Origin of the sequence: Jongsikchunia kroppenstedtii DSM 45133, assembly GCF_000380485.1 — a bacterium.
Taxonomy (GTDB): Bacteria; Actinomycetota; Actinomycetes; order Mycobacteriales; family Mycobacteriaceae; genus Jongsikchunia; species Jongsikchunia kroppenstedtii.
Map to the genome: position 1 here is coordinate 13,402 of NZ_AQYG01000031.1, position 25,607 is coordinate 39,008.

A 25,607-nucleotide genomic window follows, 5' to 3' on the forward strand; every position below is an offset into this window, starting at 1 on the left:
GTTCTGCCCATCGACACTCCTGCGCGGCACTCATAATCTCATTCTCAGTTCAGCCGGAGACGGTGGCCACAGACCACCGCGACAGCATTTGAGGAGCGAGACGATGACGGTTCTGCACAGCGATTTCAGCTACAACACCACCCCGTCGCGGCGCCGGATGACCCGGGACGAGGCGCTGGCGGCGCTGCGTCAGCGCAGCATGCCGCTGCCCGGCATGGCGCCGCGTGGCGCGGCCGTCGCCGGCCGGCCGCTGCCGGGCCAGATGACTGTCGGCACCCAGCGCTCGCATCTGCGGTCAGTATCGGTGGCCGGCACCTGCATGCCCGCCCTGTCGGTCGCCGACTCGGCCGATGCCGACACCGTCGAGCGGCCGAAGCCACGGTTGTCGGATCGGGAGATCGAGGTGCTGCGCACCTGGCTCGATCTCGACTCGAAGTCGGAAGTGGCCAAGGCGCTGTACATTTCGCTCGGTACGGTCAACACCCACCTCGCGCGGATCCGGGTCAAGTACACCGACGTCGGGCGCCCGGCATCGACCAAAGCGGCCCTGGTGGCGCGGGCGATCCAGGACGGTCTGGTCTCCCTCGACGACCTGTGAATTGGCCACGATCCGGCGCAGATCGCCCAGTCGCCTGCGCCGTCGCCTGAGTCGGCAATAATGACCGCATGGCAGCTCCGATCGAAGAGATCCTCCAGCTAGAACAGGTCGAACGCGATATCTATCGCGGTCACCCGATCCCGAGCAAGCTGGTGCGGACGTTCGGCGGGCAGGTGGCCGGCCAGTCGCTGGTATCGGCAACGCGCACAGTCGATCCCGCGTACCAGGTGCACTCACTGCATGGATACTTCCTGCGCCCCGGAAAGTCCGACCAGCCGACGGTGTACCTGGTCGACCGGCTGCGCGACGGCCGGTCGTTCATCACCCGCCGAGTGAACGCGATCCAGAACGGAGAGACCATCTTCTCCATGTCGGCGTCGTTCCAGGTGCCGCAGGAGGGCCTGGAGCACCAGGACAAGATGCCGCCGGTGCCGATGCCCGATGAGTTACGGCTGCCCGATCCCGCGTCGGAGGATGGGCTGTGGGAAGCGGAGTTCGAGCATTTCGACGTGCGCATCGTGCCCAAGGACCAGGTTGTCACCAATCCGTACGCCGCCTCACAGCAACGGGTTTGGTTCAAATCCAAGATCGCGCTGCCCGATGATCCGGTGTTCCACGTCTGCACGCTCGCCTACATGAGCGACATGACGTTGCTCGGCTCGGCGCGTCCGGCGCATCCTGACGCAGAGGTGCAGACCGCGTCACTCGATCACGCGATGTGGTTCCTTCGCCCGTTCCGGGCCGACGAGTGGCTGCTGTATGACCAGACGTCGCCGTCGGGCGGCGGCGCGCGTGCGCTGACCCAGGGCCGGATCTTCACCGCGGACGGCCAGCTGATCGCAGCCGTGGTGCAGGAGGGCCTCTACCGTCCGCTCGACCCGCGGCTGGGCAAGGCATGACCCCAACGATCGGCGTGCTCGCCCTGCAGGGCGACGTACGCGAACATATCGCGGCCCTGAACAGTTGTGGCGCCGAGGCGATCCCGGTGCGCCGGGTAGCCGAACTGGACATCATCGACGGACTGGTGATCCCGGGCGGTGAGTCGACCACGATGAGCCGGCTGCTCACGGTCCTCGATCTGCTGCAGCCGCTGCGGGCCAAGCTGGCCGCCGGGCTGCCCGCCTATGGATCGTGCGCCGGGATGATCATGCTGGCCAGCGAAGTCCTCGATACCCGTCCCGACGCACAGCATCTGGACGCGCTCGACATCACCGTGCGCCGCAACGCGTTCGGGCGTCAGGTCGAATCCTTCGAGACCGACCTCGATATCGAGGGGATCGACGGGGGGCCGGTGCGAGCGGTGTTCATCCGGGCACCGTGGGTCGAGCGGGCCGGGGCGGACGTGAAGATCCTCGCGTCGGTGCCGACCGGCCCGGCGGCCGGACACATCGTCGCCGTGCGCAGCGGATCGGTGCTGGCGACGTCGTTCCATCCAGAGGTGACCGGCGATCACCGCATCCACCAGTACTTTGTCGATATGGTTCGCGCCGCGGCGGCCGAAAACCCGATTCGGCGCGCTGACCAGTCCGATCCGGCACGCGAGTAATATCGACCCTCGCACGTCACACGAAAGGGGTCTCGCGACTCATGAGCGGCCACTCCAAATGGGCTACCACCAAGCACAAGAAGGCGGTCATCGACGCCAAGCGCGGCAAGATGTTCGCGAAGCTGATCAAGAACATCGAGGTGGCGGCCCGGACCGGCGGTGGCGACCCTTCGGGCAACCCGACGCTCTACGACGCGATCCAGAAGGCCAAGAAGTCGTCGGTTCCCAACGACAACATCGAGCGCGCCCGCAAGCGCGGCGGCGGCGAAGAGGCCGGCGGCGCCGACTGGCAGACCATCATGTACGAGGGCTACGGCCCGAATGGTGTGGCCGTGCTCATCGAGTGCCTCACCGACAACCGCAACCGTGCCGCCAGCGAGGTCCGTACCGCGATGACCCGCAACGGCGGCAACATGGCCGACCCGGGTTCGGTTGCCTACCTGTTCACCCGTAAGGGCGTGGTGACCCTGGAGAAGGCCGGCCAGAGCGAAGACGACGTGCTGATGGCCGTGCTGGACGCCGGCGCCGAAGAAGTCACCGATCTCGGTGAGAGCTTCGAAATCGTCAGCGAGCCAACCGATCTGGTCGCCGTTCGCACCGCGCTGCAGGATGCCGGCATCGACTACGACTCGGCGGAGGCGAGCTTCCGGGCCTCGGTCGAGGTCGCGGTCGACGCCGATGGTGCCCGCAAGGTCTTCAAGCTGATCGACGCACTCGAGGATTCGGACGACGTGCAGAACGTCTACTCGAACGTCGACATCAGCGACGAGGTTCTCGCAGAACTCGAGAACGACTGACTGCACGCTGTGCACGACGTACGTGTGACCGGTCCGAGGGTCTGTCATCTCGGTGAATGATGTTGTCGCCATGTGCTTTCCGAACGGATAGCCTTCCTGGCGAACCGATTTCGGCGAGGAGGGCTCGATGGCGTCTGGGTACATGGCGGACGGTACCCGTTGGTCGGTCCGGCGCCGTTGGCTGCCGTGGCGCCGCCGGACCACCGCGAGGAACTGGCTTGACGGGGTCGGTGTGCCGGACATCGGGGGCGGTGCCGACGATTTGAATCGTGCTGCTGATTCTGGTGTGCATCGTCGTGATTCCGGCGCTGGTCCTGATGCTCGTCTTCGGGGCCGAGTTTCTCCTGCTCCTGTTGCTGCTCCCGTTCGTTCTGCTCGGCCGGATGCTGTTCGGGCTGCCGTGGATTGTCGTCGTGCGGGTCGGGGGCAAGGTGGTCGGCGAACATCCGGCAGTCGGCTGGGCGGGGTCGGCAGAACTGATCAGCCGAATCGCGGGACAGTTCGACTCCCGCGGCGTCTACCCCCGCTGACTGCCGTGTTGGTGCCGAGACTTGCCGCTATCGCGCGGTAGCATCTCGAACAGTTGTTCGTCTAGCGCGAGGTGATCATGCGGGTGATGGGAGTGGATCCCGGGCTGACCAGGTGCGGCATCGCGCTGGTCGAGTCGGGGTCGGGCCGGGCGGTGACCGCCCTGGACGTGGACGTGGTCCGCACTCCGTCCGACATGGATCTCGCGGAGCGCCTGCTCGCGGTGCACAAGGCCGCGGAGCACTGGCTGGACACGCATCGTCCCGACGTCGTCGCCATCGAGCGGGTGTTCGCGCAGAACCAGGTCAGCACGGCGATGGGCACCGCACAAGCCGGAGGCGTGATCGCTCTGGCCGCCGCCCAACGCGGCGTGCCGGTGCGGTTCCACACCCCATCCGAGGTCAAGGCCGCGGTCACGGGAAGTGGTCGAGCCGACAAGCAGCAGGTCACTTCGATGGTGACGCGCATCCTGGGCATGCAGACCAAGCCGAAACCCGCCGATGCCGCCGACGCGCTGGCGTTGGCGATCTGTCATTGCTGGCGCGGACCGATGCAGGAGCGGATGGCCGAGGTCGAGGCGCGGGCCAAGGAGCAGCGCGCGAAGTACGAGGAACGGGTCGCGAAGGCGCGGGCGGCCCAAACACGGCCGGCGCCGAATCAGGGCGGGGTGGTGAGTCGATGATCGCGTCGGTACGCGGTGAAGTTATCGATGTGGCCTTGGATCACGTCGTGATCGATTGCGCCGGTGTCGGTTACAAGGTGCTGGCGTCGCCGAGCACGATCGCCGGCGTCCGCCGTGGCGCGTCGGCGACCCTGCTGACGGCGATGATCGTCCGCGAAGACTCGATGACGCTGTACGGCTTCACGGAGCCGGATGCGCGCGACCTGTTCGGCCTGCTGCAGACCGTCACCGGGATCGGGCCGCGGCTCGCGATGGCGACCCTGGCTGTGCTGGAACCGGATTCGCTGCGTCGGGCACTGGCCGACGGTGACACCAAGACGCTCACCGCGGTCCCCGGAGTGGGCAAGCGGGTCGCCGACCGGCTGGTCGTCGAGCTGCGCGACAAGGTGACCCGACCGGAGCTCGCCGGGGCCGCCGCGCAGGTCGGTGGCCTGGCGCTGCGTGATCAGGTGGTGGAAGCGCTTGTGGGCCTCGGCTTCTCGGAGGCGCCCGCGGAGAAGACGGTGATCGCCGTGCTCGCCGACAATCCCGACGCCGACTCGTCGACCGCGCTGCGCGCGAGTCTGGCGATCCTGGGGAAGACGAAATGAGCGACCCGGAGACGCCCTCGGAGATGACGGCGAACAAACTCGCGTCCGACGGCGACCTGGACGCCAGCCTGCGGCCGAAGACGCTGGCTGACTTCATCGGACAGCCCCGCGTCTGCGAACAGCTCGAGCTGGTGCTGCACGGTGCGCGGGGTCGCGGCGGCACCCCCGACCACATCCTGCTGTCCGGACCGCCCGGCCTGGGCAAGACCAGCCTCGCGATGATCATCGCCGCCGAGATGGGGTCGGCGATCCGGGTGACGTCCGGCCCGGCGCTGGAGCGGGCGGGCGACCTGGCCGCCATGCTGTCGAATCTGGTCGAGGGCGACGTGCTGTTCATTGACGAGATCCACCGGATCGCCCGGCCGGCCGAGGAGATGCTGTACCTCGCCATGGAGGACTTCCGGGTGGATGTCGTCGTGGGCAAGGGGCCCGGCGCCACCTCGATCCCGCTCGACGTCGCGCCGTTCACGCTGGTCGGCGCGACGACCCGGTCGGGCTCGCTGACCGGTCCGCTTCGCGACCGGTTCGGCTTCACCGCGCACATGGAGTTCTACGAGACCGGCGAACTGCTGCGGGTGCTGCAGCGGTCGGCCGGGATCCTGGGCGTCTCGATGACCACCGACGCCGGCACCGAGATCGCCGGCCGGTCGCGCGGCACGCCACGGATCGCCAACCGGCTGCTGCGCCGGGTGCGGGACTACGCCGAGGTGCGCGCCGACGGGCACGTCACCGTCGAGGTCGCCCAGGCGGCCCTCGCGGTCTACGACGTGGACGAACTGGGCTTCGACCGTCTCGACCGCGCGGTGCTCGGCGCCCTGGTCCGCGGCTTCGGCGGCGGTCCGGTCGGCGTCTCGACGTTGGCGGTCGCGGTGGGCGAGGAGCCCACGACCGTCGAGGAAGTCTGCGAACCATTCTTGGTACGGGCGGGGATGATGGCCCGCACCCCGCGGGGTCGCGTCGCCACCGCCGCGGCCTGGCATCACCTGGGGCTGACCCCACCGGCCGGCGCCCTGTCCGCCGGTTTCGGCGTCCGCAATCGGGAGGACGGTGCGGCCGCTCCAGCCCTGTTTGACGAGCCGGCCGGATTCGACCAGTAGACTCGTACATCGACCGCGGGGACGCCGCGCGATGACGCGCGAGTCCACCCAAGTTTGTTGACGATGATCATTAAGGACTGAACCTCAGATGGAACTGATCTTCCCGATCGTGCTCGTGCTGCTCGTGGCATTCATGATCTTCTCGGTACGCCGGCAGAAGAAGGCCGTATCGGCAGTTCAGGACATGCAGGACAACCTGCAGCCGGGCGCTCGCGTGCAGACCACCTCGGGCCTCTTCGCGACCGTGGTGTTCGTCGCCGACGGCGTCGTCGATCTGGAGATCGCACCGGGTGTCGTGACCCGCTGGAACAAGCTCGCCGTCCGAGAGATCGTGCACCCCGAGGATGTCGACGGCAGCTACGTGGGCGCCGAGCCGGCGAAGGCGATCCCGGACACCCCGGCCTCGCTGATCGACGGTGACGACGACGTCGATCGGTCCGACGCCGACGACACGGACTCGTCCGATGGCCAGTCGGGCTCCAACGGCAACACGGACAAGAGCTAGCTCCGGTGGCCGACACACGGCGCCGCTCGACCACTCGAAGCAAGGCGACGACCGCCAACAAGGAATACGCCGGCCAGCTGCTGCTGGCCTTCGGCGTGATCGTGGTGGTGGTCTACCTGCTGATGTTCTTCACCGGTGGCGGCGGACTCAAGCCGAAGCTGGGCATCGACCTGCAGGGCGGCACCCGAGTGACGCTGACGCCGCAGACCCTGGACGGCAAGTCGCCGCCCAAGAGCGACCTCAACACCGCCAAGGACATCATCAACAACCGTGTCAACGGTCTGGGCGTGGCCGGCTCCGAGGTCCTGGTCAGCGGGAATGACATCGTCATCACCGTGCCCGGCAAGAACGGCTCGCAGGCCCGGTCGGTCGGCCAGACCGCGAAGCTCTACGTGCGTCCGGTCGTCACGGCCGTCGCCGCGAACCCGAAGGCGCCGCTGCCGCCAACGATCGCGCACGGCGACCAGACCGACGCGGCCACCATCAATGCGGCGCGCGACGCGCGGCAGGCGGCCAAGGACCCGGCGACGAGCAAGGGTGACGACGCGCAGCTGACGGCCGCCGACAACAAGCGGCTGACCGATGCGATGTCGCAGGTCAACTGCAACCCCGGCGTGAGCGATCCGCTGCAGGGCAATGACGATCCGGATCAGTTCCTGGTCGCCTGCGGACCTGCGCCGTCGAAGGATCAGCCGCAACAGATGGTCTATCTGCTGGCACCGAAGATCATCTCGGGCACCGACGTCTCCAAGGCGAACGCCACGCTGAACACCCAGCAGGGCGGCCAGTGGGTCGTCGAGGTCGACTACAAGGGCGACGGCGCCAAGACCTGGGAGCGCTACACGGCGAGCCACAACGAGCAGCGCGGGGCCGAGCGCACGCAGACCGCGGTCGTCCTGGATACCCGCGTGGTGTCGGCCGCCAGCATTCGTGAGGCCATCGCCGGAACCACCGAGATCAGCGGCAACTTCAACCAGTCGGATGCCAAGAACCTGGCCAACGATCTGAAGTACGGCTCGTTGCCGATCTCGTTCAAGCAGTCGAACGCCGAAACCGTGTCGGCCACGCTGGGCCTATCCGCGCTCCGGGCGGCGTTGCTCGCCGGTGCCATCGGCCTGGCGCTGGTGCTGGTCTACGCGCTGGCCTACTACCGCATGCTCGGCGTGCTGGTGCTGTGGTCGCTCGTCATGTCGGGTGTGCTGGTCTACGGCCTGATGGTGCTGCTGGGCCGCTACATCGGCTTCACGCTCGACCTCGCCGGCATGGCCGGTCTGATCATCGGTATCGGTATGACGGCCGACTCGTTCGTCGTCTACTTCGAACGCATCAAGGACGAGATGCGTGAGGGACGATCGTTCCGGTCGGCGGTGCCGCGCGGCTGGGCCCGTGCCCGGCGGACGATCTGGACCGGTAACGCGGTGACCCTGATCGCGTCGGCGGTGCTCTACTTCCTATCCATCGCGGACGTGAAGGGCTTCGCGTTCACGTTGGGCCTCACCACGGTGCTCGACCTCGTCGTCGTGTTCCTGGTGACGCATCCGCTCGTGTACTTCGCCTCGAAGAATGACTTCCTGTCGCGCCCGTCGGTGAACGGCCTGGGCGGGGTGTCGCAGATCGCGCAGGAACGGCGCCGTCGCGGCGACGCTCGACGCGCCGGTTCGACCGCTGGAACGGGGGAGTGATGGCTCGCACTGAAGCACCCATGTCCGATGCGGACTTCGTTGCGTCCGAAGGACACTCGCTGCTGTCGCGGCTCTACACCGGCACCGGCGCCTTCGCGATCGTGGCGAACCGTCGGCGGTGGTACGCGATCACGGCGGCGATCCTGGTCGTCTGTGCGCTCGGGATGGGCATCCGTGGCTTCAATCTCGGCATCGAGTTCGAGGGCGGCAGCCAGATCTCGTTGCCGGCCAACAGCGTCGGCAGCACGACGGACGTCAAGAACGCGTTCTCGGACGTGATGGGCGAGTCGGCCGAGTCGGTGCAGACCGTCGGTTCCGGCGACGCGAAGACCGTGCAGATCCGCACGTCCACGCTGTCGGCGGACGAGACCGTCAAGCTGAAGAACGGTCTCGTGCAGCACTTCTCGTCCGACGGTCTGACCTTGGAAAAGGTGAGCTCGTCGGATATCAGCTCCAGCTGGGGCGGTGAAGTCACCAAGAAGATGCTGATCGCCCTCGCCGTGTTCCTGGCGATCGTGCTGGTGTACATCACGATTCGCTTCGACCGCGAGATGGCGTTTGCCTCGCTGGCGTCGCTGATCTTCGACGTGGGCTGCACGGCGGGCGTCTATGCGCTGCTGGGGCTCGAGGTGACGCCGGCGACGGTGGTCGGCCTGCTGACGATTCTCGGCTTCTCGATCTACGACACCGTCGTGGTGTTCGACAAGGTCGAGGAGAACACCCGCGGCGTCCTGAACACCACCCGGCGCACCTACGCCGAACAGGCGAACCTGGGTATCAACCAGACCCTGATGCGCTCGATCAACACGACGGTCATCTCGGTGCTGCCCATCCTGTCGCTGATGGTCGTCGCGGTGTGGCTGCTGGGCATCGGCACGCTGAAGGACCTGGGCGTCATCCAGCTCGTCGGCGTCGTGGTCGGCGCGTACTCGTCGATCTTCTTGGCGGCCCCGCTGCTGGTGACGCTCAAGGAGCGGCGTCCGGAGATCAAGGCGCATACCGCGAAGGTGTTGGCGCGCCGGGCCCGGACAGCGGGCACCGATGACACCGATAGTGCCGGCGATACGGCCGTCGACACCGACTCGCTCACCGCCCTGCGGTCGACTGCGGCTCCCAAGCCGGGCGCTCGACCGGCGGGCAAGCGTCGGCGACGGCGGTGACCGACCAGGCGGCGACAGAGGCGGCGCGGGCCGCGCTGACCCGGCTGACCCGGGTCGTCGCGGACTTTCCGTCGCCAGGTGTGCAGTTCCAGGACATCACGCCGGTGCTGGCCGATCCCGCGGGTTTCGCGGCGGTCATCGACGGGCTGGCGGCGCCGCATCTGGACGCGGATATCGACCTGGTCGCCGGCATCGACGCGCGCGGGTTTCTGCTCGGCGGCGCGGTCGCGATGCGCCTCGGTATCGGAGTCCTCGCGATTCGCAAGGCCGGCAAGCTGCCGCCGCCGGTGCTGACCACCGAATACGAGCTCGAATACGGCCGAGCCGCGGTCGAGATCCCCGCATCCGGGCTCGACCTCCACGGCAAACGCGTCCTGGTCATCGATGATGTGCTCGCGACCGGCGGAACGGCCGGGGCGGCGATCGACCTGCTGATCGAGGCGGGTGCGACCGTGGTCTCGGTCGGGGTGGTGCTCGAACTCACCATGCTCGGTGGCCGGGACCGTATCGCCGCACGCCGACCTGCCGTGGCGGTGTCCACGCTGTCGGCGGAATAGCCGACATCACCGCCGCGTTGTCCGGCCGGTGATACTCGCCGTGTTGGCCGAACGTCAACCAGGTCGGATGACTAAACTCGGCTGATACGGATGAGGTCGGCAAGGAGGTGACGGATGTCGGACGACGCTGGAACGACTGGCAACGAGAGCACGTCGGTCGCCGCGCCGCCGGAACCGGGAGATTCCCCTGCGGTGAAGGGCGATCCGACGGTCGCGAACCCGTCCGCCTCGCGACGGGTGCGGGCGCGCCTGGCCCGGCGGATGACCGCAAACCGCAGCGGCGTTCGGCCCGTGCTCGAACCGCTGGTCGCGCTACATCGGGAGGGCTACCCCAAGGCCGACGTCTCGATCCTGCAGCGGGCGTACGACGTCGCCGACGAGCGGCACCGCGGACAGTTCCGCAAATCGGGCGATCCGTACATCACCCATCCGCTGGCCGTCGCCACGATCCTCGCAGAGCTCGGCATGGACACCACGACGCTGGTCGCCGCGCTGCTGCATGACACTGTCGAGGACACCGGCTACAGCCTGGAGCAGCTGTCGAGCGAATTCGGCCCGGAGGTGGCGCATCTCGTCGACGGCGTGACCAAGCTGGACAAGGTCGCGCTGGGTCACGCCGCGGAGGCCGAGACCATCCGCAAGATGATCATCGCGATGGCCCGCGATCCCCGCGTCCTGGTGATCAAGGTCGCCGACCGGCTGCACAACATGCGGACGATGCGGTTCCTGCCGCCGGAGAAGCAGGCGCGCAAGTCTCGCGAGACGCTGGAAGTGATTGCGCCACTGGCACATCGCCTCGGCATGGCGACCGTCAAGTGGGAGCTGGAGGACCTGGCCTTCGCCATCCTGCACCCCAAGCGCTACGAGGAGATCGTGCGACTGGTCGCCGATCGGGCGCCGTCGCGCGACACCTATCTGGCGATGGTGCGCGCAGAAATCATTCGGGCACTGGGTGGTTCACGCATCACCGCGGACGTCGAGGGCCGGCCGAAGCATTACTGGTCCATCTACCAGAAGATGATCGTCAAAGGCCGCGAGTTCGACGACATCCACGACCTGGTCGGCGTCCGCATCCTGTGCGACGACATCCGCGACTGCTATGCCGCAGTGGGCGTGGTGCATTCGCTGTGGCAGCCGATGGCCGGCCGCTTCAAGGACTACATCGCGCAGCCGCGATTCGGCGTCTACCAGTCGCTGCACACCACCGTGATCGGGCCGGAGGGCAAGCCGCTGGAGGTGCAGATCCGCACTCGCGACATGCACCGTACCGCGGAGTTCGGCATCGCCGCGCACTGGCGCTACAAGGAGCTGAAAGGCAAGAACGGCAAGGACGCTCGGCAGGGATCGGGGTCGTCCGACGTCGGCGAGGTCGACGAGATGGCCTGGATGCGACAGCTGCTGGACTGGCAGCGGGAGGCGGCGGACCCGGGCGAATTCCTGGAGTCGCTGCGCTACGACCTCGCGGTCAAGGAGATCTTCGTCTTCACCCCGAAGGGCGACGTGATCACTCTGCCGACCGGATCGACGCCGGTCGACTTCGCCTATGCGGTGCACACCGAGGTCGGGCACCGATGTATCGGCGCCCGGGTGAACGGCCGCCTGGTCGCCCTGGAGCGCAAGCTCGAGAACGGCGAAGTGGTGGAGGTCTTCACCTCCAAGGCGGACAACGCCGGCCCGTCCGCCGACTGGGCGCAATTCGTCGTGTCACCGCGCGCGAAGGCGAAGATCCGACAGTGGTTCGCCAAGGAGCGTCGCGAGGAGGCGCTGGAGGCCGGCAAGGACGCGCTCACCAAGGAGGTCCGCCGCGGCGGGCTCCCGTTGCAGCGCTTGATGACTGCCGAGAACGTCGGCGCCGTCGCGGCCGAGCTGCGCTACACGGACGTCTCGGCGCTGTATGCGGCGATCGGCGAAGGCCATGTGTCGGCGCATCACGTCGTCGGCCGGTTGGTCACGCAGCTGGGCGGTGTCGAGGAGGCCGAGGAGGAGCTGGCCGAGCGTTCGACGCCGTCGACCATCCCGCGGCAGCGCAGTCGCGCCAATTCCGACGCGGGCGTGGTGATTCCGGGCATCGACAACGTGCTCGCCAAGCTGGCCAAGTGCTGCACCCCGGTGCCCGGTGACGAGATCATGGGCTTCGTCACGCGCGGCGGTGGGGTCAGCGTGCACCGCACCGACTGCACCAACGCCACCTCTCTACGGGAGCAGTCCGAACGCCTCATCGACGTAGAGTGGGCGCCGTCGTCCTCGTCGGTGTTCCTGGTCGCTATTCAGGTCGAGGCGCTCGACCGCTCGCGACTGCTGTCCGACGTGACCAGGGTGCTGGCGGACGAGCGGGTCAACATTCTGTCGGCGTCGGTGACGACCGGACGCGATCGGGTGGCCATCTCGAAGTTCACCTTCGAAATGGGCGATCCGAAGCATCTGGGCCACGTGCTCAACGTCGTCCGCAACGTCGAGGGCGTCTACGACGTCTACCGCGTGACATCGGCCGCCTGACCCTCGCGACGGACCTACGCGGCCTGACGGCTCCGGTCGTGCAGCGATCCGGTCATCGTGCAGTCGATCGATCAACTGCACGATGACCAGTTCGCTGCATTAAGCGGGTCTACTTGGCGATCGTCGCCGTCTTGATGGTGACCGGGAGCTTCGGCTGACCGTCGGTGATCGGACCGGGTTGCGGCGCGGGGTTGGGCATGATGGGCGGATTGATTCCGCCGGCCTTGATCTTGTCCAGCACCGCGAGACTCGCAGGATCGACGCTGCCGATCACCGTGTAGTTCGCAGGGAGTTGGGTGTCGTCGATGACAAGGAAGAACTGCGACGAACCGGTGTGTTGCCCGGATGCGGGTTCACCGCTCATCGGGTTGGCGGCCTGGTAGCTGTTGGCGATCGCGATGGAGCCGCGCGGGTAGACAACCGCACCGTTGGCGCCGCCGTCGCCGGGGGCCGGCTTCAGGCTCGTCGGGAACTCATCGGGGCTGGTCCACCCAGGTGTGCCAGATCCCGTCCCGGTGGGGTCTCCGCACTGCAACGCGGTGAGCGCCTGCGACGCGACGAGCCGCTGGCAGCCCGATCCGTTGTAGAAGTTGTTCTCGACCAGGGATTTGACCGCATTGACGTTGCACGGGGCGTCCTTGGCCTTCAAGTTCAACGTGATGTCGCCCTGAGTGGTGTTCAGCACCACCGCAGGGCCGCCCTTCTTGCTGGGCCGTAGGTTGGTCGGCTGCGGTGCGGTCTTCACCATGTTGGCATGCTGCTTGAGGACGTTGATCTGGTCCACCTGAGCGTCCTTGTACTGCTGCGCCTGCTCTTGCGTCGCCTGTCCGGACTTGACGGCCTCGTCGGCCTGCTGGTTGTACTGCGGCAGTGCCGACTCCATCTTGGCGATGTCCGGGTAGCTCGGCGCAGCGTCGTAGGTGCAGCGGGCGTGATTCTTGTTGTACTGGCTGTCGTTGTAGGAGATGATTCCCCAGGTCCCGAACCCGATGATCGCGATGAGAACCACCGCGCCGAGCGACCCCCCGATGATCAGCTTGCGCTTGCGGGCCGCCTGTTCCTGGTCTGAGAGTCGCTGCTCCAGCTTGCGCTTGGCCTCAAGGCGGCGTTCCTCGTTGGTCGACACAGGCGTCGTCCTCCATACATTCGGGGCAGATGTCGGCGACAAGTCTGCCAGGGCAGCCTGTGAGCCGGGTCGCCAGGGCTCTGCCCTCGCTGCCGACGGACGGCCTCTGAACGCCGCACGGCACTCGCCACCTGTCAAGATGGACGGATGAAGATCAGAGGGTTTCCCGCCGGCGCCTTCCAGACCAACTGCTATGTGGTCGGAGACGCCGCCGGTGGTGATGTCGTGATCATCGATCCAGGACAGGACGCGGCGCCTGTGGTGCGCCGGATCCTCGCCGACGAAGGTCTGACTCCGGTCGCGGTGCTGCTCACCCACGGCCACCTCGATCACACCTGGAACGCGGCGCAGCTGTGCGACGAGTTCGGCATTCCCGCCTACATTCATCCGGATGACCGACCGATGCTGGCCGATCCCGCGGTCGGAATCGGGCCGGCCCTCGGCGCGATGATCGGCGACGAGAAGTTCGCCGAGCCCGACAAGGTGATCGACCTGGTCGACGGTGACGACATCGAGCTCGCCGGGCTGCGGTTCTCCTGCGATCTGGCGCCCGGCCATACCCGGGGCTCGATCGTGTTCGGGCTCGAGGCGGAGACGGACGACGGCCCGGTGCGGGTCAGCTTTGCCGGCGACGTACTGTTCGCCGGGTCGATCGGGCGTACCGATCTGCCGGGCGGCAGCCATCAGCAACTGCTCGACAGCATCGACAAGAAGTTGCTGCCGCTGCCCGACGACACGGTTGTGCTGCCCGGTCACGGCCCGCAGACCACCATCGGACGCGAGCGCGCCTCGAACCCGTTCCTCGCGGATCTTCCTGGTGCCGGTCCGGGGAGCTCGGGACCCGGCGGAACAGAGCATGACCCGTCGGCCGAACCATCGAACTCGAAAGGACGTCACGGACTGTGAGCTCCGGATTTCAGGCACCGCGCGGCATCCCGGATTACATCCCACCGCGATCGGCGCAGTTCCAGGCCGTGCGCGACACTCTGACCAGGGCCGCCCAGCTCGCGGGCTACCAGCACATCGAGCTGCCGATCTTCGAGGACACCGGGCTGTTCGCGCGCGGCGTGGGGGAGTCCACGGATGTCGTGTCGAAGGAGATGTACACCTTCGCCGACCGCGGCGAACGGTCGGTGACGCTGCGGCCCGAGGGCACCGCCGGCGTGATGCGCGCGATCATCCAGCACGGGCTCGATCGCGGCGCGCTGCCCGTCAAACTGACCTACGCCGGCCCGTTCTTCCGGTACGAGAAGCCGCAGGAGGGTCGGTACCGGCAGCTGCAGCAGGTCGGCGTCGAGGCGGTCGGCGTCGACGACCCCGCGCTGGACGCCGAGGTGATCGCCATCGCCGACGAGGCGTATCGCCGACTCGGGCTGACCGACTACCGACTGGAGCTCACCTCGCTCGGTGATGACACCTGCCGCCCGCAGTATCGAGAACTGTTGCAGGAGTTCCTTTTCGGGCTGGACTTGGACGAGGAGACGCGTCAGCGGGCGGAGATCAATCCGCTGCGGGTGCTCGATGACAAGCGGCCGCATATCAAGGACGCGACGGCGGACGCCCCGTTGATGCTCGATCACCTATCCGACTCGGCGCGTGGACATTTCGAGCAGGTGCGGGCACACCTGGATCGGCTCGGGGTGAAGTACGAGGTGAATCCGCGGATGGTGCGCGGTCTCGACTACTACACGAAGACGACGTTCGAATTCGTGCACGACGGCCTCGGCGCGCAGTCGGGGATCGGCGGCGGCGGCCGTTACGACGGGCTGCTGCAGCAGCTCGGCGGCAAGCAGGCGTTGTCCGGCATCGGATTCGGGCTCGGCGTCGACCGCACGCTGCTGGCTCTCGAAGCGGAAAACATTGCGGCCGCGCCGGATTCGCGGGTCGACGTCTTCGGCGTCCCGCTGGGCGAGCCGGCGATGGACAAGCTGGTGGAGGTCGCGGCCCAGCTGCGCGGCGAGGGCGTGCGCGTCGACCTGGCCTATGGCGGCAAGGGACTCAAGGGGGCGATGAAGTCGGCCGACCGGTCGGGTGCCGCGTTCGCGCTGGTACTCGGTGAGCGGGAGCTGGCCGAGGGGCGCATCGAGCTCAAGGATCTCAATACCGGCGATCAGCAATCGATCCCGCTGGACTCCGCCGCGGTGGTCGTGCGCGAACGGCTCGGACGCTAGCGCATGCGTCGGCCGGTGTCGGTGGCGGCGATGACGATCATGATCGTCGTCGCGGTCGCGCTCGCCGGTTGCGATCGGTCGGGCGGCGACCAGCATCATGGACCGACCTGGGGCGATCGGGCGGCCACGCCGACCGTCCAGACCCCCGACCATCCCGGAGTGGGTGGCGGACCGGACGGAGGTCAGTAGTGTCGGTCGAGCGGGAATCCCTGGAGCGATTCCTTGATATCCAACGGGATGCGCTCGTCGACGCGGTCAGTGGCCTGACCGACGAGCAGGCGCGCGCGAAGCTCGTCTCCTCGCTGACGACGCCGATCGCGCTCGTGAAGCATGCCGCGGCCGCCGAACGCAGCTGGTTCCAACGCACCATCAGCGGCTGGGGCCCGGAGCAGTTCACCGGCTACGCGCGCGGCGACGACGCGAGTTTCGAGGTGCCGACCGATCAGACACTCGCGCAGGTGATCGACGAATTCCGTCAGGCGAGCACCGTCAGCCGAGAACTCGCGGCGACCCACGACCTGGACGAGACATTCCCGCATTGGCGCCTCGGCGATGTCAGCATGCGGTTCATCTATCTGCACATGATCCGTGAGTTGGCGCGGCATGCGGGTCACGCCGACATCCTGGTCGAGCAGCTCACCCGACCGATCGAGCCGTAATCCGTTGCTTCACTGCCGGATCCGGACCGCCCCGGCGGGCAAGGCTCAGCGCAGGAAGCGCTCGGTGTAAGGCGCGAACCGTCGGCGGAGGTCGTCGGGGTCGAGTCCGAGCATCGCGCAGTCGGTCGCGACGCGGCCGAGCCGGCCGCGCTGATGCGCGTCCAGGTAGTCGACCATCGCGGCCCGTTCGGTCGTCGACATCGGCTCGCCCGCAACGTCGAATACCGCGTCGCAGACGCCCAGACCGTCGTTGATGATGGCGTCGAACGGGACATCGATGGAGCGGGCGTGCTCGATGATGTCCCGGTCCCGGACGACCGCGTTGAGCATGGTCTCGAGACGCTCGACCCAATAGTTCGCCAGGTACTCGACGGGCACCGGGCTCCGATGCATCCGGGCGGAGTAGGTGATCATCGCGATCATCGACAGCGCCACCGGCACCGGGTCACGGTGGGTGAACACGCACACCACCCCGGGCAGTGCGGCGTCGAGCACTGGCAACTGCTCCAGATGCTGCGGCGATTTCAGCAGCCAGCGCCGTCCGCCGCGCAAGAACTGCAATGCCTTGAGTTGGGTCACCATGTACGCGTAGTGCGGGGACTGGTCATGGGCCCGGTAGTAGTCGCGCCAGCCGGGGACGTCGGCGATGGTCTCGAAGTACATCGTCGAAAAGTCGTTGGCCAGCAACGCGATCTCTTCGTGCGCGTGCTCCGTGGTCATCTCGTGCATCAGCGGGAAGTGCGGCATCGTGGTGTTCATGACGTTGACCGCGACGTCCATCCGCTGCATGCGGGGATCGCGACCGGTGGCGCCCGCCTCGCTCGGCAACGGAAACGGTTCGATCGCTTCCCAATACGGCAGCGTCCGGAACGATCCGGAGGCCGACAGCAGATTGTGCAGATGCGTTGTGCCGCTGCGGGGCAGGCCGACGATCGATACCGGCGGCAGCAGTTCGATGTCGTTGATCTCGGGATGCCGGTCGAGCAGATCGGTGAGCAGCAGCCGATTCTTCAACAGCTGCAGCAGCTGACCGTAGAAGTTGATGATGCCGGCGCCGTCGAGTCCGTCGATGTCGCGTAGCGCCGCGAGGTAGACGTCGAGGCGCTCCCGATAGTCGGTCGGCCCGAAATCGGTCAGCCCGGTGTCGGCGCTGGCCTGGGCGTGCAGGGCGGCCGAGTCCAGGGGGCAGTCGGCCGCCATCGTCGCCATCATGTCGCGGAGTTGCTGTGCTTCGGGGCTGAAGCGCGGGATCGCGAGATCGTCGAGCTCCACCACATCTGTGATTCCAGTCACGAGATTTATGTTACTGTGAGTTTCGTAATGACGAAAGACCTTGGCCGGCCCAGAAATCTGAGTATCGACGGCGCGGTGCTGTCCGCGACGGTCGATCTGCTCAACGAGCGCGGATATGCGGAGCTGTCGGTCGACGCCATCGCCCGGGCGGCCGGTACCAGCAAGCCGGCCATCTATCGGCGGTGGCCGAGCAAGGCGCATCTGGTGCATGCCGCGGTGTTTCCGATCGGCGCGGCGACGACACTGCCGGACACCGGTTCACTCGCCACCGACGTGCGCGACATGCTGCGGCGGACGGTGCGCTTCCTGAGTACGCCGGCGGCGCGGGCCGCGCTGCCGGGCCTCGTCGGCGAGATGGCCTCGGATCCCACGCTGCACTCCGCATTGCTCGAGCGGTTCGGCGACGTGCTCACCTCCGGTCTTTCCGGCCTGCTCGCCGCCGCCGCCGAACGCGGCGAGGTTCGCCCCGACGTGACCGCCGGCGACCTGGCCGAGGTGGTTGCGGGCATGGCGCTGATGGGGGTGCTCGCCCGGGGCGGCGAACTCGATGCGACCTGGATCGACCGCAATACGACCCTGATCCTGAAGGGGATCGGGACTGGGAAAGGTAGTGGCACATGACCGGATCCGACGCCGCCGCGGCGTGGCGCGAACTGCTCGACACACTGGGCGGCCTGGACGCGTCGTTCACCTGCGGCGACCGCAAGGTCACCGACGACCGGCAGATCGCCGACGGCTATCGGATGCTGGCCATGGCGCTCGGCGTGGCACTGGACACCTACCTCTTCCCGGAACCCACGCGCCCGCAGTTCGTCGCGGTCAACAGCCCGTTCCGGCGTGATCGCCGGTGGGGCGGCGACAACACCGACGCGTACTACTTCGTCTGCCCGATCAGCGAGCAGCATCGCTACCGGATCACCGGCAACCGGGGCGACAGCGTCTATCTGTCGCTGACCGCTTACAACGAACCGGCGCCGGGTGCCTGGTCGGACCGGGTGATCGACATCGTCCGCGACGACGACATCGAGTTCGACGCCAACGGCGACTTCGCCTTCGAGATCGGTCCGCTGCCGGGAGCCGCGGTCCTGATGACTCGCGACTATCAGGGCGATCCGCTGACCGGACGCCCGGTCACGTGGAATATCGAGGCGCTCGATGACCTGGGGTCGATCCAGCACAGCACCGACGCGACGGCGGCGGCGCTGCGTGCCAGCTCGACCTGGATCCGAACGCTGTTCGCGATCTTGCCGATGCCGGTCGGCATCCGTGCCGAGGCCGATGCCGACGAGACAACGCTCGGACACCAAACGGCGCACGCCGCAAACGAATTCGCCGCGCCGTATCAGGTGCCGGACGCCAACTTCGGCTGGTCGGCCCGGGACGCCTGCTACTCGTACGGCAGCTTCGTGCTCAAGGAGGACGAGGCGCTGGTCATCAACCACCGACCGCCGGACTGCCGGTTCTGGAATCTGGTGGTGTGGAACCAGTTCATGTCGACGTTCAACGTCGACGACGCCCGCTGCTCGGTGAACAACCATGGCGCCGTTCCGAATTCGGACGGCACGGTCACGATCGTGCTGTCCCGCGGGATGACCGCGCACCCGAACTCGCTGACCACGGTGGACTATCCGGAGGGCAATCTCGCCTTCCGCTGGTTCCTCGCGGATGCCGTTCCGGAGGTGCCGCAGGTGGCGCTGATGCCGGCGAGCGAGGCGCCGACGCAGGTCACTTGACGATCAGAGGTCGTTGGTCCCAAACGTGTCGCACTGGTTCGGGTCACCGGACTGGTAGCCGGTGGTGAACCAGCGCACGCGCTCCTCGGACGAACCGTGCGTCCAGCCGTCGGAGTTCTTCATGCCCAGGGTGTCGTCACCGATGGCCTGGGCGGTCTGGATCACGCCCTCGATGTCCTGCTGGGTGAGCGGCTTGAGCATCGCGTTCGGGCCCTTGTCGGCGTGGTTGGCCCACACGCCGGCGTAGCAGTCGGCCTTCAGCTCGATGCGCACCGAGCCCGACGTCGGCCCCTTGGCGCCCATTCGCTGCCCCTTGGCGAGGTCGCCGGTCAGCTGCTCGACGTGGTGGCCGTACTCGTGCGCGACGACGTACTCCTGCGCCAGGGGTAAGTTGCTGCCGCCCAGCTGCCCGGACAGCTCGTCGTAGAACGACGGGTTGATGTAGACGGTCTGGTCGGCGGGGCAGTAGAACGGGCCCGCCGCCTTGCTGGCGACGCCGCAGCCCGACGCGACCTGGTTGTCGTTGAAGATCCGCAGCGCGGGCCGGGTGTAGCCGTTCATCAGCGTCGGCCACACCTTGTTGAGGCTGTTGGAGGTGGCGACCACGCGGCAGACGACGTCCGAGTTGGCCTTCGCGATCGTGCAGGAATTGATCTGCTCCTGCAGTTGCGGATCGGCGCCGTTGCCCTGCACCGAGGCGTTGTTGCCATTGCCGCCACCACCCATGATGTCGCCGGGGTTCACCCCGAAGAGCACCGCGACGATGATTCCGATGATGCCGACCGCGCCACCGCCGAGCTTGATGCCTCCGGGGAGACCGCCGCCTCCGCCGCCACCACCGCCGGAGACACCGCTGGTGTCGAGAGGCCCGTCGCCCTGAAAAGTCATGGGCCATAGGATATGCATTCGGACCCCGCCAAGGGCGGGTAGTTCGCATTCACGACACGTACAAGCAAGACACTGGGAAACAAAAGGGGCAGTAGTGCTGCGCACCGATATGGCCGGATCGCTCCGCGCCGCCAACACCGGCCAGACCGTCACCCTCGCGGGGTGGGTGGATCGGCGCCGCGACCACGGCGGCGTGATCTTCATCGATCTGCGCGACCGGTCCGGCGTCGCGCAGGTGGTCTTCCGCAATGAAGAGGTGGCCGAGGCCGCGCACCGGCTGCGGTCGGAGTACTGCATCCAGGTCGTCGGCGTGGTCGAGGCGCGTCCCGAGGGAAGCGAGAACCCGAACCTCGATTCGGGTGCGATCGAAGTCAGCGCGACGTCGCTGACCGTGCTCAATGAGTCGGCGCCGCTGCCGTTCCAGCTCGATGAGCAGGCCGGCGAAGAGGCCCGGCTCAAGCACCGCTATCTGGATCTGCGCCGACCCGGTCCGGCCAAGGCGCTGCGGCTGCGCTCGGCCGCCAATGCCGCCGCCCGCGAGGTGCTCGCGCAGCACGACTTCGTCGAGATCGAGACGCCGACGCTGACCCGGTCGACCCCCGAGGGCGCCCGCGACTTCCTGGTGCCCGCACGCCTGCAGCCGGGCAGCTTCTACGCGCTGCCGCAGAGCCCGCAGCTGTTCAAGCAGCTGCTGATGGTGGCCGGCATGGAGCGCTACTACCAGCTGGCGCGGGCCTACCGGGACGAGGATTTCCGCGCCGACCGGCAGCCCGAGTTCACCCAGCTCGACATCGAGATGAGCTTCGTCGACGAGGACGATGTGATCGCCCTGGCCGAGGAGATCCTGGTCTCGGTGTGGAAGCTGATCGGCTACGACATCCCGACGCCGCTGCCGCGGATCACCTACGCCGACGCCATGCGCCGGTTCGGCAGCGACAAGCCGGACCTGCGGTTCGACCTGGAGCTGGTCGAGTGCACCGACTACTTCAAGGGCACCCCGTTCCGGGTGTTCCAGGCGCCGTATGTCGGTGCCGTGGTGATGCCGGGCGGCGCCGGCCAGCCGCGCCGGCAGCTCGACGCCTGGCAGGAATGGGCCAAGCAGCGCGGCGCCAAGGGCCTCGCGTATGTGCTTGTGCAGGAGGACGGTTCGCTCGGCGGACCGGTCGCCAAGAACCTGTCCGACGCCGAACGCGATGGCCTCGTCGCCCATGTGGGCGCGCAGCCGGGCGACTGCGTCTTCTTCGCCGCCGGACCGGCGAAGGCGCAGCGGGCGCTGCTCGGCGCCGCACGCGGCGAGATCGCGCAGCGCCTGGGTCTCATCAAGGAGGGCGACTGGGCGTTCACGTGGGTCGTCGACGCGCCGCTGTTCGAGCCGGCCGACGAGGCCACGGCATCGGGCGACGTCGCCGTGGGCGACGGCGCCTGGACCGCGGTGCACCACGCCTTCACCTCGCCGAAGCCCGAGTCGCTGGACAAGCTCGAATCCGATCCGGGGGCCGCGCTGGCCTACGCCTACGACATCGTCTGCAACGGCAACGAGATCGGCGGCGGAAGCATCCGCATCCATCGCCGGGACGTGCAGGAACGCGTCTTCGAGATCATGGGCATCGGGCATGACGAGGCGCAGGAGAAGTTCGGATTCCTGTTGGACGCCTTCGCGTTCGGCGCGCCGCCGCACGGCGGCATCGCGTTCGGCTGGGACCGCATGGTGATGCTGCTGGCCGGTGAGAGCTCGATCCGCGAGGTCATCGCGTTCCCGAAGTCGGGCGGCGGCGTCGACCCGCTGACGGATGCGCCCGCGCCGATCACGGCGCAGCAGCGCCGCGAGTCGGGCATCGACGCCAAGCCGAAGGCGAAGCCGCAGCAGGCACCTGCCGAGCCGAAGCCCGCCGCGGACTAGCGGTGCTGCACCTGCGGATCATCGCGCCGGCGGACCTGTCCGACGCGGTGCTGACCTTCGTGTCCGATGCCGCGGGAGTCACCCACATCACGGCTCGGCGGGGCGACGCGATCGAGCCGCCGGGCGACCTGATCGAGTGCGATGTCACCCGCGAGGCCGCGAACGACGTTCTGTCGCAGCTGAAATCGCTGGACATCGAGAAGCGCGGTGCCATCACGATGGAGCCGCTGGACACCGTGCTGTCGGCCGCGGCGATCAAGGCGGAGAAGGCTGTACCGGGCGACCCCGCCGACGCGGTGGTGTGGGAGGAGCTCACCAACCGCAGCCGCGAAGAGTCGACGCTCTCCGGTGCGTTTGTGTGTTTCCTGACGATCGCCTGCATGCTCGCGGCGGTTGGCGTCATCACCAACTCGCCGATCACCGTGGTCGGCGCGATGGTGGTCGGCCCGGAGTTCGGTCCGCTCGCCGCGATCGCGGTGGCCATCACCCTGCGGCGCCCGCGGCTGGCGCTCCGGTCGCTGCTGGCGATCGTCATCGGGTTTCCCGTCGCCATGGCCGTCACCGGGGTGTTCGCCTGGGTCGGCCAGGGCGTGGGCTGGTTCAGCATCAACGATGTGCTGGACGCCCACGAGGTCGACTTCATCTATCAGGTCGGGCCGTTCTCGGTCGTGGTGGCGCTGCTGGCGGGTGCGGCCGGCATGCTCTCGATGATCTCCGCCAAGTCGGCCGCGCTGGTGGGTGTCTTCATCTCGGTGACGACCGTCCCGGCGGCCGGCTACGCCGTGGTCGCCGCGATCCTCGGACAGTGGGGACGGGCCGGTCAGTCGTTGGGGCAGCTGGTCGTCAACCTGGTCAGCATCGTGGTCGCCGGCGTCGCGCTGCTGACGGTCTACCGGTTGTGGCAGCGTCGCCATCCGCAGCCCGACCGTCGCCGTGTGTATCGATCAGGAGAATTTTCCGCGCCTGTCCGAATCGGGCGTGAGCGCGGTCACTGGGATTGGGTACGTTGGTAGCGATGACTGTTGTAGCCCCCGGCGGCCGAGCCGCTGGACTTGATAGTGCCGACCGCTTTGCTGGCCCGGTGCACGCCGCCGAGGCATTGCTGACGGCGCGAGCCGGGGCCCCGGTGCGGCTCACCGATATCGAGGAGCTCGGCGGGAGCGGGCGGACCACCGTGGTGCGGGCCCGCGTCAGTGAGAGCGGTTTCTCGCTGCCGCGGTCGCTGGTGATCAAGACGCTCGGCCCGGACGAGCCCGCCGAACCGTTCCGGCGCGAGCTCGCGTCGTACAAGTTCGCCAATACGCTCAGCAGCCAGACCCGGCCGGGTCCGCAGCTCATCGCCTCGGACGCGGACAGCCGCGTCCTGGTGCTCAGCGACCTGGGCGTCGGCCGCTCGATGCTGTCGGTCCTCGCCGAGGGCGACCTGGCCCTCACCACCCAGAGCATCAGCGCCTGGGGTCAGGCGTTGGGCCGGATGCATGCGGCCACCGTCGGTGGCGAATCCGACTATGGCGTGCTGGCCCGTCAGGGCGGGCAGAGCGGCCCGACCTGCTGGCAGATCCTGCTGTCGGTGGCCGACGCGGAGTCGGTGCTGGCGGAGGGGCTCGAGGTCCAGGTACCGGATGCGGTCGCGGAGATGCTGGCGGCCGGTCGGGCGTTGTTCGACGAGGGCGACCACCGCGCGTTCACGCCGGCCGACGTCGGCCCGGAGAACATCCTTCTCAACGCCGAAGGCGTGCAGTTCCTCGACTACGAGTGGGGCGGTTTCCGCGACGCTGCCCTCGATATCGCCTACGCCGTCGTCACCTTCCCTCGCCACCTCGGCGGCGAGCCGGCCGCCGATGCCCAGACCGTGGCCCGCTGGGAGACCGCAATGGTCGACGCCTGGCGGTCCGAGGTCGAGGCGATCTGGCCGGTGCTCGGCCACGACCGCGACCTGAATCGCAAGGTGACCACGGCACGACTGCTGTGGGTGTGGATGTCGACCGTCTGGCTGCTCGACGAGGCGTCCGGCTCGGCCGAACGTGCGGCCAGCCACACCATGGACCTCTACTCGACGGATCCGCGCGTCATCGTGGCCCGTTGGCGATCGCTTGCCGCGGCCGCCGCGCGGGCAGGCCTGGACGAGGTCGGCGATTTCGCCGAACTCGTTGCCGGGCATCTCGATTCGTCGTGGCTGCGCTAGCCGTCCACGGGGGCGGGTGTTCGACGCATGGCTGAGCCGGGGCTGTTCGACACCGATGACTCCGACGGTTCGGGGCCGCCGGCCGCCCATGGGGGCGCCCCGCTCGCGGTCCGGATGCGGCCGCAGAGCCTCGACGAGATCGTCGGACAACAGCACCTGCTGACCTCGGGTTCGCCGCTGCGGCGGCTGATCGACGGGTCCGGCGCGGCGTCGGTCCTGCTCTACGGCCCGCCGGGGACCGGCAAGACCACGATGGCGTCGTTGATCTCGTCCGCGACCGGCCGACGCTTCGAGGCGCTGTCAGCGCTGTCGTCGGGGGTCAAAGAGGTGCGCGGGGTGATCGACATGGCGCGTCGACGGCTGACGCAGGGCCGCCAGACGGTGCTGTTCATCGACGAGGTGCACCGCTTCTCCAAGACGCAGCAGGATGCCTTGCTCGACGCGGTCGAGAACCGGATCGTGCTGCTGGTCGCCGCCACCACCGAGAACCCGTCGTTCTCCGTCGTCGCCCCGCTGCTGTCGCGTTCGCTGGTGCTGCAGCTGAAATCGTTGGACGACAACGACATTCGTCAGGTGTTGACGCGGGCGACGACCGATCCGCGCGGGTTGGCCGGGGCGGTGTCGATCGCCGACGATGCGCTGGACCACCTGGTCGCGCTCGGCGGCGGCGATGCTCGACGCGCCCTGACCGCCCTCGAGGCGGCCGCCGATGCCGCGACCGCGGACGAGCGCGACGTGGTCGAACTGTCCGATGTCGAGCGCGCGGTGGATCGGGCGGCGGTGCGCTACGACCGCAACGGCGACCAGCATTACGACGTCATCAGCGCGTTCATCAAGTCGATCCGCGGCAGCGACGTCGATGCCGCGCTGCACTATCTGGCCCGGATGATCGTCGCCGGCGAGGATCCGCGGTTCATCGCTCGGCGACTGGTCGTGCACGCCAGCGAGGACATCGGCATGGCCGACCCGACGGCGCTGCAGACCGCGACGGCCGCCGCGCAGGCGGTGCAACTGATCGGTATGCCGGAGGCGAAGCTGGCGCTCGCGCAGGCGACGATTCATCTGGCGACGGCGCCGAAGTCGTCCGGCGTGGTCGCGGCGATCGGAGCCGCGATCGCGGACGTGCACGCCGGCAAGGCCACTGCGGTGCCCCCGCATCTGCGCGACGGGCATTACACGCCCGCCGAACAGATAGGAGTCAGTGACAGCCGGGTCGCAAGCCCCCCGGGGCAGGGCTATCGATACCCGCACGACGACCCAGGCGGCGTGCTGCCGCAGCAGTATCCGCCCGACGAGCTCATCGGCGTCGACTACTACGAACCCACCGACCACGGTTTCGAGCGCGAGATCGGGCCTCGAGTGGCCCGGCTACGCGACATCGTGCGACGCAGATAACAAGCTGACGGGCACGTCG

At 67.9% G+C, this 25,607-nt stretch carries 26 protein-coding genes; 23 read left to right on the plus strand and 3 right to left on the minus strand.

The features are described 5' to 3' along the window. Positions 1-103 precede the first annotated feature (103 nt). The 13 genes from G341_RS0101665 to G341_RS0101725 all read left to right on the plus strand — a co-directional run bounded on the left by G341_RS0101665 (position 104) and on the right by G341_RS0101725 (position 12,238). Complete coding sequence (locus G341_RS0101665) at positions 104-598, plus strand: helix-turn-helix transcriptional regulator (protein WP_018177366.1); 495 nt, start codon at positions 104-106, stop codon at positions 596-598. A 68-nt stretch (positions 599-666) separates the two neighbouring features. After that, the gene (locus tag G341_RS0101670; RefSeq protein WP_018177367.1) at positions 667-1,497 is read left to right on the plus strand and encodes an acyl-CoA thioesterase; all 831 of its coding nucleotides are present in this window, start codon (positions 667-669) and stop codon (positions 1,495-1,497) included. Continuing rightward, positions 1,494-2,144 carry a pyridoxal 5'-phosphate synthase glutaminase subunit PdxT gene (gene pdxT / locus G341_RS20690; RefSeq protein WP_018177368.1) on the plus strand — a complete coding sequence of 217 codons (651 nt, stop codon included), beginning with the start codon at positions 1,494-1,496 and terminating at the stop codon, positions 2,142-2,144. Before G341_RS0101670 ends, pdxT begins: the two co-directional genes overlap by 4 nt. A gap of 41 nt (positions 2,145-2,185) precedes the next feature. Then, positions 2,186-2,941, plus strand: coding sequence for a YebC/PmpR family DNA-binding transcriptional regulator (locus tag G341_RS0101680; protein ID WP_018177369.1), 756 nt, complete (start codon positions 2,186-2,188; stop codon positions 2,939-2,941). A 269-nt stretch (positions 2,942-3,210) separates the two neighbouring features. After that, positions 3,211-3,471, plus strand: a complete 261-nt coding sequence (locus G341_RS0101685; RefSeq protein ID WP_018177370.1) for a hypothetical protein — start codon at positions 3,211-3,213, stop codon at positions 3,469-3,471. A 77-nt stretch (positions 3,472-3,548) separates the two neighbouring features. Beyond that, entirely contained in the window at positions 3,549-4,151 is a 603-nt protein-coding gene (gene ruvC, locus G341_RS0101690; protein WP_026303125.1) for a crossover junction endodeoxyribonuclease RuvC, read from the plus strand. After that, positions 4,148-4,741, plus strand: a complete 594-nt coding sequence (gene ruvA, locus G341_RS0101695) for a Holliday junction branch migration protein RuvA (RefSeq protein WP_018177372.1) — start codon at positions 4,148-4,150, stop codon at positions 4,739-4,741. Before ruvC ends, ruvA begins: the two co-directional genes overlap by 4 nt. Further along, a complete protein-coding gene (gene ruvB / locus G341_RS0101700) occupies positions 4,738-5,838 on the plus strand; it encodes a Holliday junction branch migration DNA helicase RuvB (protein WP_018177373.1) in 1,101 nt (366 codons plus the stop codon). Before ruvA ends, ruvB begins: the two co-directional genes overlap by 4 nt. An 88-nt stretch (positions 5,839-5,926) precedes the next feature. Further along, positions 5,927-6,343, plus strand: coding sequence for a preprotein translocase subunit YajC (gene yajC, locus G341_RS0101705; RefSeq protein ID WP_018177374.1), 417 nt, complete (start codon positions 5,927-5,929; stop codon positions 6,341-6,343). 5 nt (positions 6,344-6,348) lie between these two features. After that, positions 6,349-8,025, plus strand: coding sequence for a protein translocase subunit SecD (gene secD, locus G341_RS0101710; RefSeq protein ID WP_018177375.1), 1,677 nt, complete (start codon positions 6,349-6,351; stop codon positions 8,023-8,025). Then, complete coding sequence (gene secF, locus G341_RS0101715; protein ID WP_043450228.1) at positions 8,025-9,185, plus strand: protein translocase subunit SecF; 1,161 nt, start codon at positions 8,025-8,027, stop codon at positions 9,183-9,185. Before secD ends, secF begins: the two co-directional genes overlap by 1 nt. Then, positions 9,182-9,742: an adenine phosphoribosyltransferase gene (locus G341_RS20695; protein WP_018177377.1), complete on the plus strand. Its 561-nt coding sequence runs from the start codon at positions 9,182-9,184 to the stop codon at positions 9,740-9,742. The genes secF and G341_RS20695 overlap by 4 nt, the downstream gene beginning before the upstream one ends. 114 nt (positions 9,743-9,856) lie before the next feature. Further along, complete coding sequence (locus tag G341_RS0101725) at positions 9,857-12,238, plus strand: RelA/SpoT family protein (RefSeq protein ID WP_018177378.1); 2,382 nt, start codon at positions 9,857-9,859, stop codon at positions 12,236-12,238. Positions 12,239-12,347: 109 nt separating this feature from the next. Here the strand turns inward: G341_RS0101725 and G341_RS0101730 are convergent, their stop codons facing one another. Then, positions 12,348-13,364 carry a peptidylprolyl isomerase gene (locus G341_RS0101730; protein WP_018177379.1) on the minus strand — a complete coding sequence of 339 codons (1,017 nt, stop codon included), beginning with the start codon at positions 13,362-13,364 and terminating at the stop codon, positions 12,348-12,350. A 147-nt stretch (positions 13,365-13,511) separates the two neighbouring features. Between G341_RS0101730 and G341_RS0101735 the strand changes: the two genes are divergently transcribed. Genes G341_RS0101735 through G341_RS0101750 form a run of 4 tightly spaced genes read left to right on the plus strand, consistent with a single transcriptional unit; the run spans position 13,512 to position 16,194 of the window. Next, positions 13,512-14,270 carry an MBL fold metallo-hydrolase gene (locus G341_RS0101735; RefSeq protein WP_018177380.1) on the plus strand — a complete coding sequence of 253 codons (759 nt, stop codon included), beginning with the start codon at positions 13,512-13,514 and terminating at the stop codon, positions 14,268-14,270. Next, entirely contained in the window at positions 14,267-15,535 is a 1,269-nt protein-coding gene (gene hisS, locus G341_RS0101740) for a histidine--tRNA ligase (RefSeq protein ID WP_018177381.1), read from the plus strand. The genes G341_RS0101735 and hisS overlap by 4 nt, the downstream gene beginning before the upstream one ends. 3 nt (positions 15,536-15,538) lie before the next feature. Further along, on the plus strand, positions 15,539-15,724 hold the full coding sequence (locus G341_RS0101745; RefSeq protein WP_018177382.1) for a hypothetical protein: 186 nt from the start codon (positions 15,539-15,541) through the stop codon (positions 15,722-15,724). Beyond that, positions 15,724-16,194: a DinB family protein gene (locus G341_RS0101750; RefSeq protein WP_018177383.1), complete on the plus strand. Its 471-nt coding sequence runs from the start codon at positions 15,724-15,726 to the stop codon at positions 16,192-16,194. The genes G341_RS0101745 and G341_RS0101750 overlap by 1 nt, the downstream gene beginning before the upstream one ends. 45 nt (positions 16,195-16,239) lie before the next feature. On the opposite strand, the gene G341_RS0101755 is transcribed toward G341_RS0101750, so the two are convergent. Continuing rightward, on the minus strand, positions 16,240-17,487 hold the full coding sequence (locus G341_RS0101755) for a sulfotransferase family protein (protein ID WP_018177384.1): 1,248 nt from the start codon (positions 17,485-17,487) through the stop codon (positions 16,240-16,242). Between the two features lie 27 nt (positions 17,488-17,514). On the opposite strand from G341_RS0101755, the gene G341_RS0101760 reads away from it, so the two are divergent. Both G341_RS0101760 and G341_RS0101765 read left to right on the plus strand, forming a co-directional pair. Further along, entirely contained in the window at positions 17,515-18,108 is a 594-nt protein-coding gene (locus G341_RS0101760; RefSeq protein WP_026303128.1) for a TetR/AcrR family transcriptional regulator, read from the plus strand. Then, positions 18,105-19,220 (plus strand): DUF1214 domain-containing protein, encoded by a 1,116-nt coding sequence (locus tag G341_RS0101765; RefSeq protein WP_018177386.1) that lies wholly within the window; start codon positions 18,105-18,107, stop codon positions 19,218-19,220. Before G341_RS0101760 ends, G341_RS0101765 begins: the two co-directional genes overlap by 4 nt. Positions 19,221-19,223: 3 nt before the next feature. Here the strand turns inward: G341_RS0101765 and ypfJ are convergent, their stop codons facing one another. Then, positions 19,224-20,108 (minus strand): KPN_02809 family neutral zinc metallopeptidase, encoded by an 885-nt coding sequence (gene ypfJ / locus G341_RS0101770; protein ID WP_018177387.1) that lies wholly within the window; start codon positions 20,106-20,108, stop codon positions 19,224-19,226. A gap of 94 nt (positions 20,109-20,202) precedes the next feature. Between ypfJ and aspS the strand changes: the two genes are divergently transcribed. Genes aspS through G341_RS0101795 form a run of 4 tightly spaced genes read left to right on the plus strand, consistent with a single transcriptional unit; the run spans position 20,203 to position 25,588 of the window. Continuing rightward, complete coding sequence (gene aspS, locus G341_RS0101775; protein WP_026303129.1) at positions 20,203-22,008, plus strand: aspartate--tRNA ligase; 1,806 nt, start codon at positions 20,203-20,205, stop codon at positions 22,006-22,008. Between the two features lie 2 nt (positions 22,009-22,010). Continuing rightward, the gene (locus G341_RS20700) at positions 22,011-23,021 is read left to right on the plus strand and encodes a DUF389 domain-containing protein (protein WP_018177389.1); all 1,011 of its coding nucleotides are present in this window, start codon (positions 22,011-22,013) and stop codon (positions 23,019-23,021) included. A 2-nt stretch (positions 23,022-23,023) separates the two neighbouring features. Then, a complete protein-coding gene (locus G341_RS0101790) occupies positions 23,024-24,193 on the plus strand; it encodes a hypothetical protein (RefSeq protein ID WP_026303131.1) in 1,170 nt (389 codons plus the stop codon). 27 nt (positions 24,194-24,220) lie between these two features. After that, positions 24,221-25,588 (plus strand): replication-associated recombination protein A, encoded by a 1,368-nt coding sequence (locus G341_RS0101795; protein ID WP_018177391.1) that lies wholly within the window; start codon positions 24,221-24,223, stop codon positions 25,586-25,588. Positions 25,589-25,607 lie beyond the last annotated feature (19 nt).

What these genes read in the sequence shown, in the direction of transcription:
- G341_RS0101665 (WP_018177366.1), top strand. Translation starts at nt 104, where the DNA reads ATGACGGTTCTGCACAGCGATTTCAGCTACAACACCACCCCGTCGCGG.
- G341_RS0101670 (WP_018177367.1), top strand. Translation starts at nt 667, where the DNA reads ATGGCAGCTCCGATCGAAGAGATCCTCCAGCTAGAACAGGTCGAACGC.
- pdxT (WP_018177368.1), top strand. Translation starts at nt 1,494, where the DNA reads ATGACCCCAACGATCGGCGTGCTCGCCCTGCAGGGCGACGTACGCGAA.
- G341_RS0101680 (WP_018177369.1), top strand. Translation starts at nt 2,186, where the DNA reads ATGAGCGGCCACTCCAAATGGGCTACCACCAAGCACAAGAAGGCGGTC.
- ruvC (WP_026303125.1), top strand. Translation starts at nt 3,549, where the DNA reads ATGCGGGTGATGGGAGTGGATCCCGGGCTGACCAGGTGCGGCATCGCG.
- ruvA (WP_018177372.1), top strand. Translation starts at nt 4,148, where the DNA reads ATGATCGCGTCGGTACGCGGTGAAGTTATCGATGTGGCCTTGGATCAC.
- ruvB (WP_018177373.1), top strand. Translation starts at nt 4,738, where the DNA reads ATGAGCGACCCGGAGACGCCCTCGGAGATGACGGCGAACAAACTCGCG.
- yajC (WP_018177374.1), top strand. Translation starts at nt 5,927, where the DNA reads ATGGAACTGATCTTCCCGATCGTGCTCGTGCTGCTCGTGGCATTCATG.
- secF (WP_043450228.1), top strand. Translation starts at nt 8,025, where the DNA reads ATGGCTCGCACTGAAGCACCCATGTCCGATGCGGACTTCGTTGCGTCC.
- G341_RS0101725 (WP_018177378.1), top strand. Translation starts at nt 9,857, where the DNA reads ATGTCGGACGACGCTGGAACGACTGGCAACGAGAGCACGTCGGTCGCC.
- G341_RS0101735 (WP_018177380.1), top strand. Translation starts at nt 13,512, where the DNA reads ATGAAGATCAGAGGGTTTCCCGCCGGCGCCTTCCAGACCAACTGCTAT.
- G341_RS0101745 (WP_018177382.1), top strand. Translation starts at nt 15,539, where the DNA reads ATGCGTCGGCCGGTGTCGGTGGCGGCGATGACGATCATGATCGTCGTC.
- G341_RS0101760 (WP_026303128.1), top strand. Translation starts at nt 17,515, where the DNA reads ATGACGAAAGACCTTGGCCGGCCCAGAAATCTGAGTATCGACGGCGCG.
- G341_RS0101765 (WP_018177386.1), top strand. Translation starts at nt 18,105, where the DNA reads ATGACCGGATCCGACGCCGCCGCGGCGTGGCGCGAACTGCTCGACACA.
- ypfJ (WP_018177387.1), bottom strand. Translation starts at nt 20,108, where the DNA reads ATGACTTTTCAGGGCGACGGGCCTCTCGACACCAGCGGTGTCTCCGGC.
- G341_RS0101790 (WP_026303131.1), top strand. Translation starts at nt 23,024, where the DNA reads ATGACTGTTGTAGCCCCCGGCGGCCGAGCCGCTGGACTTGATAGTGCC.
- G341_RS0101795 (WP_018177391.1), top strand. Translation starts at nt 24,221, where the DNA reads ATGGCTGAGCCGGGGCTGTTCGACACCGATGACTCCGACGGTTCGGGG.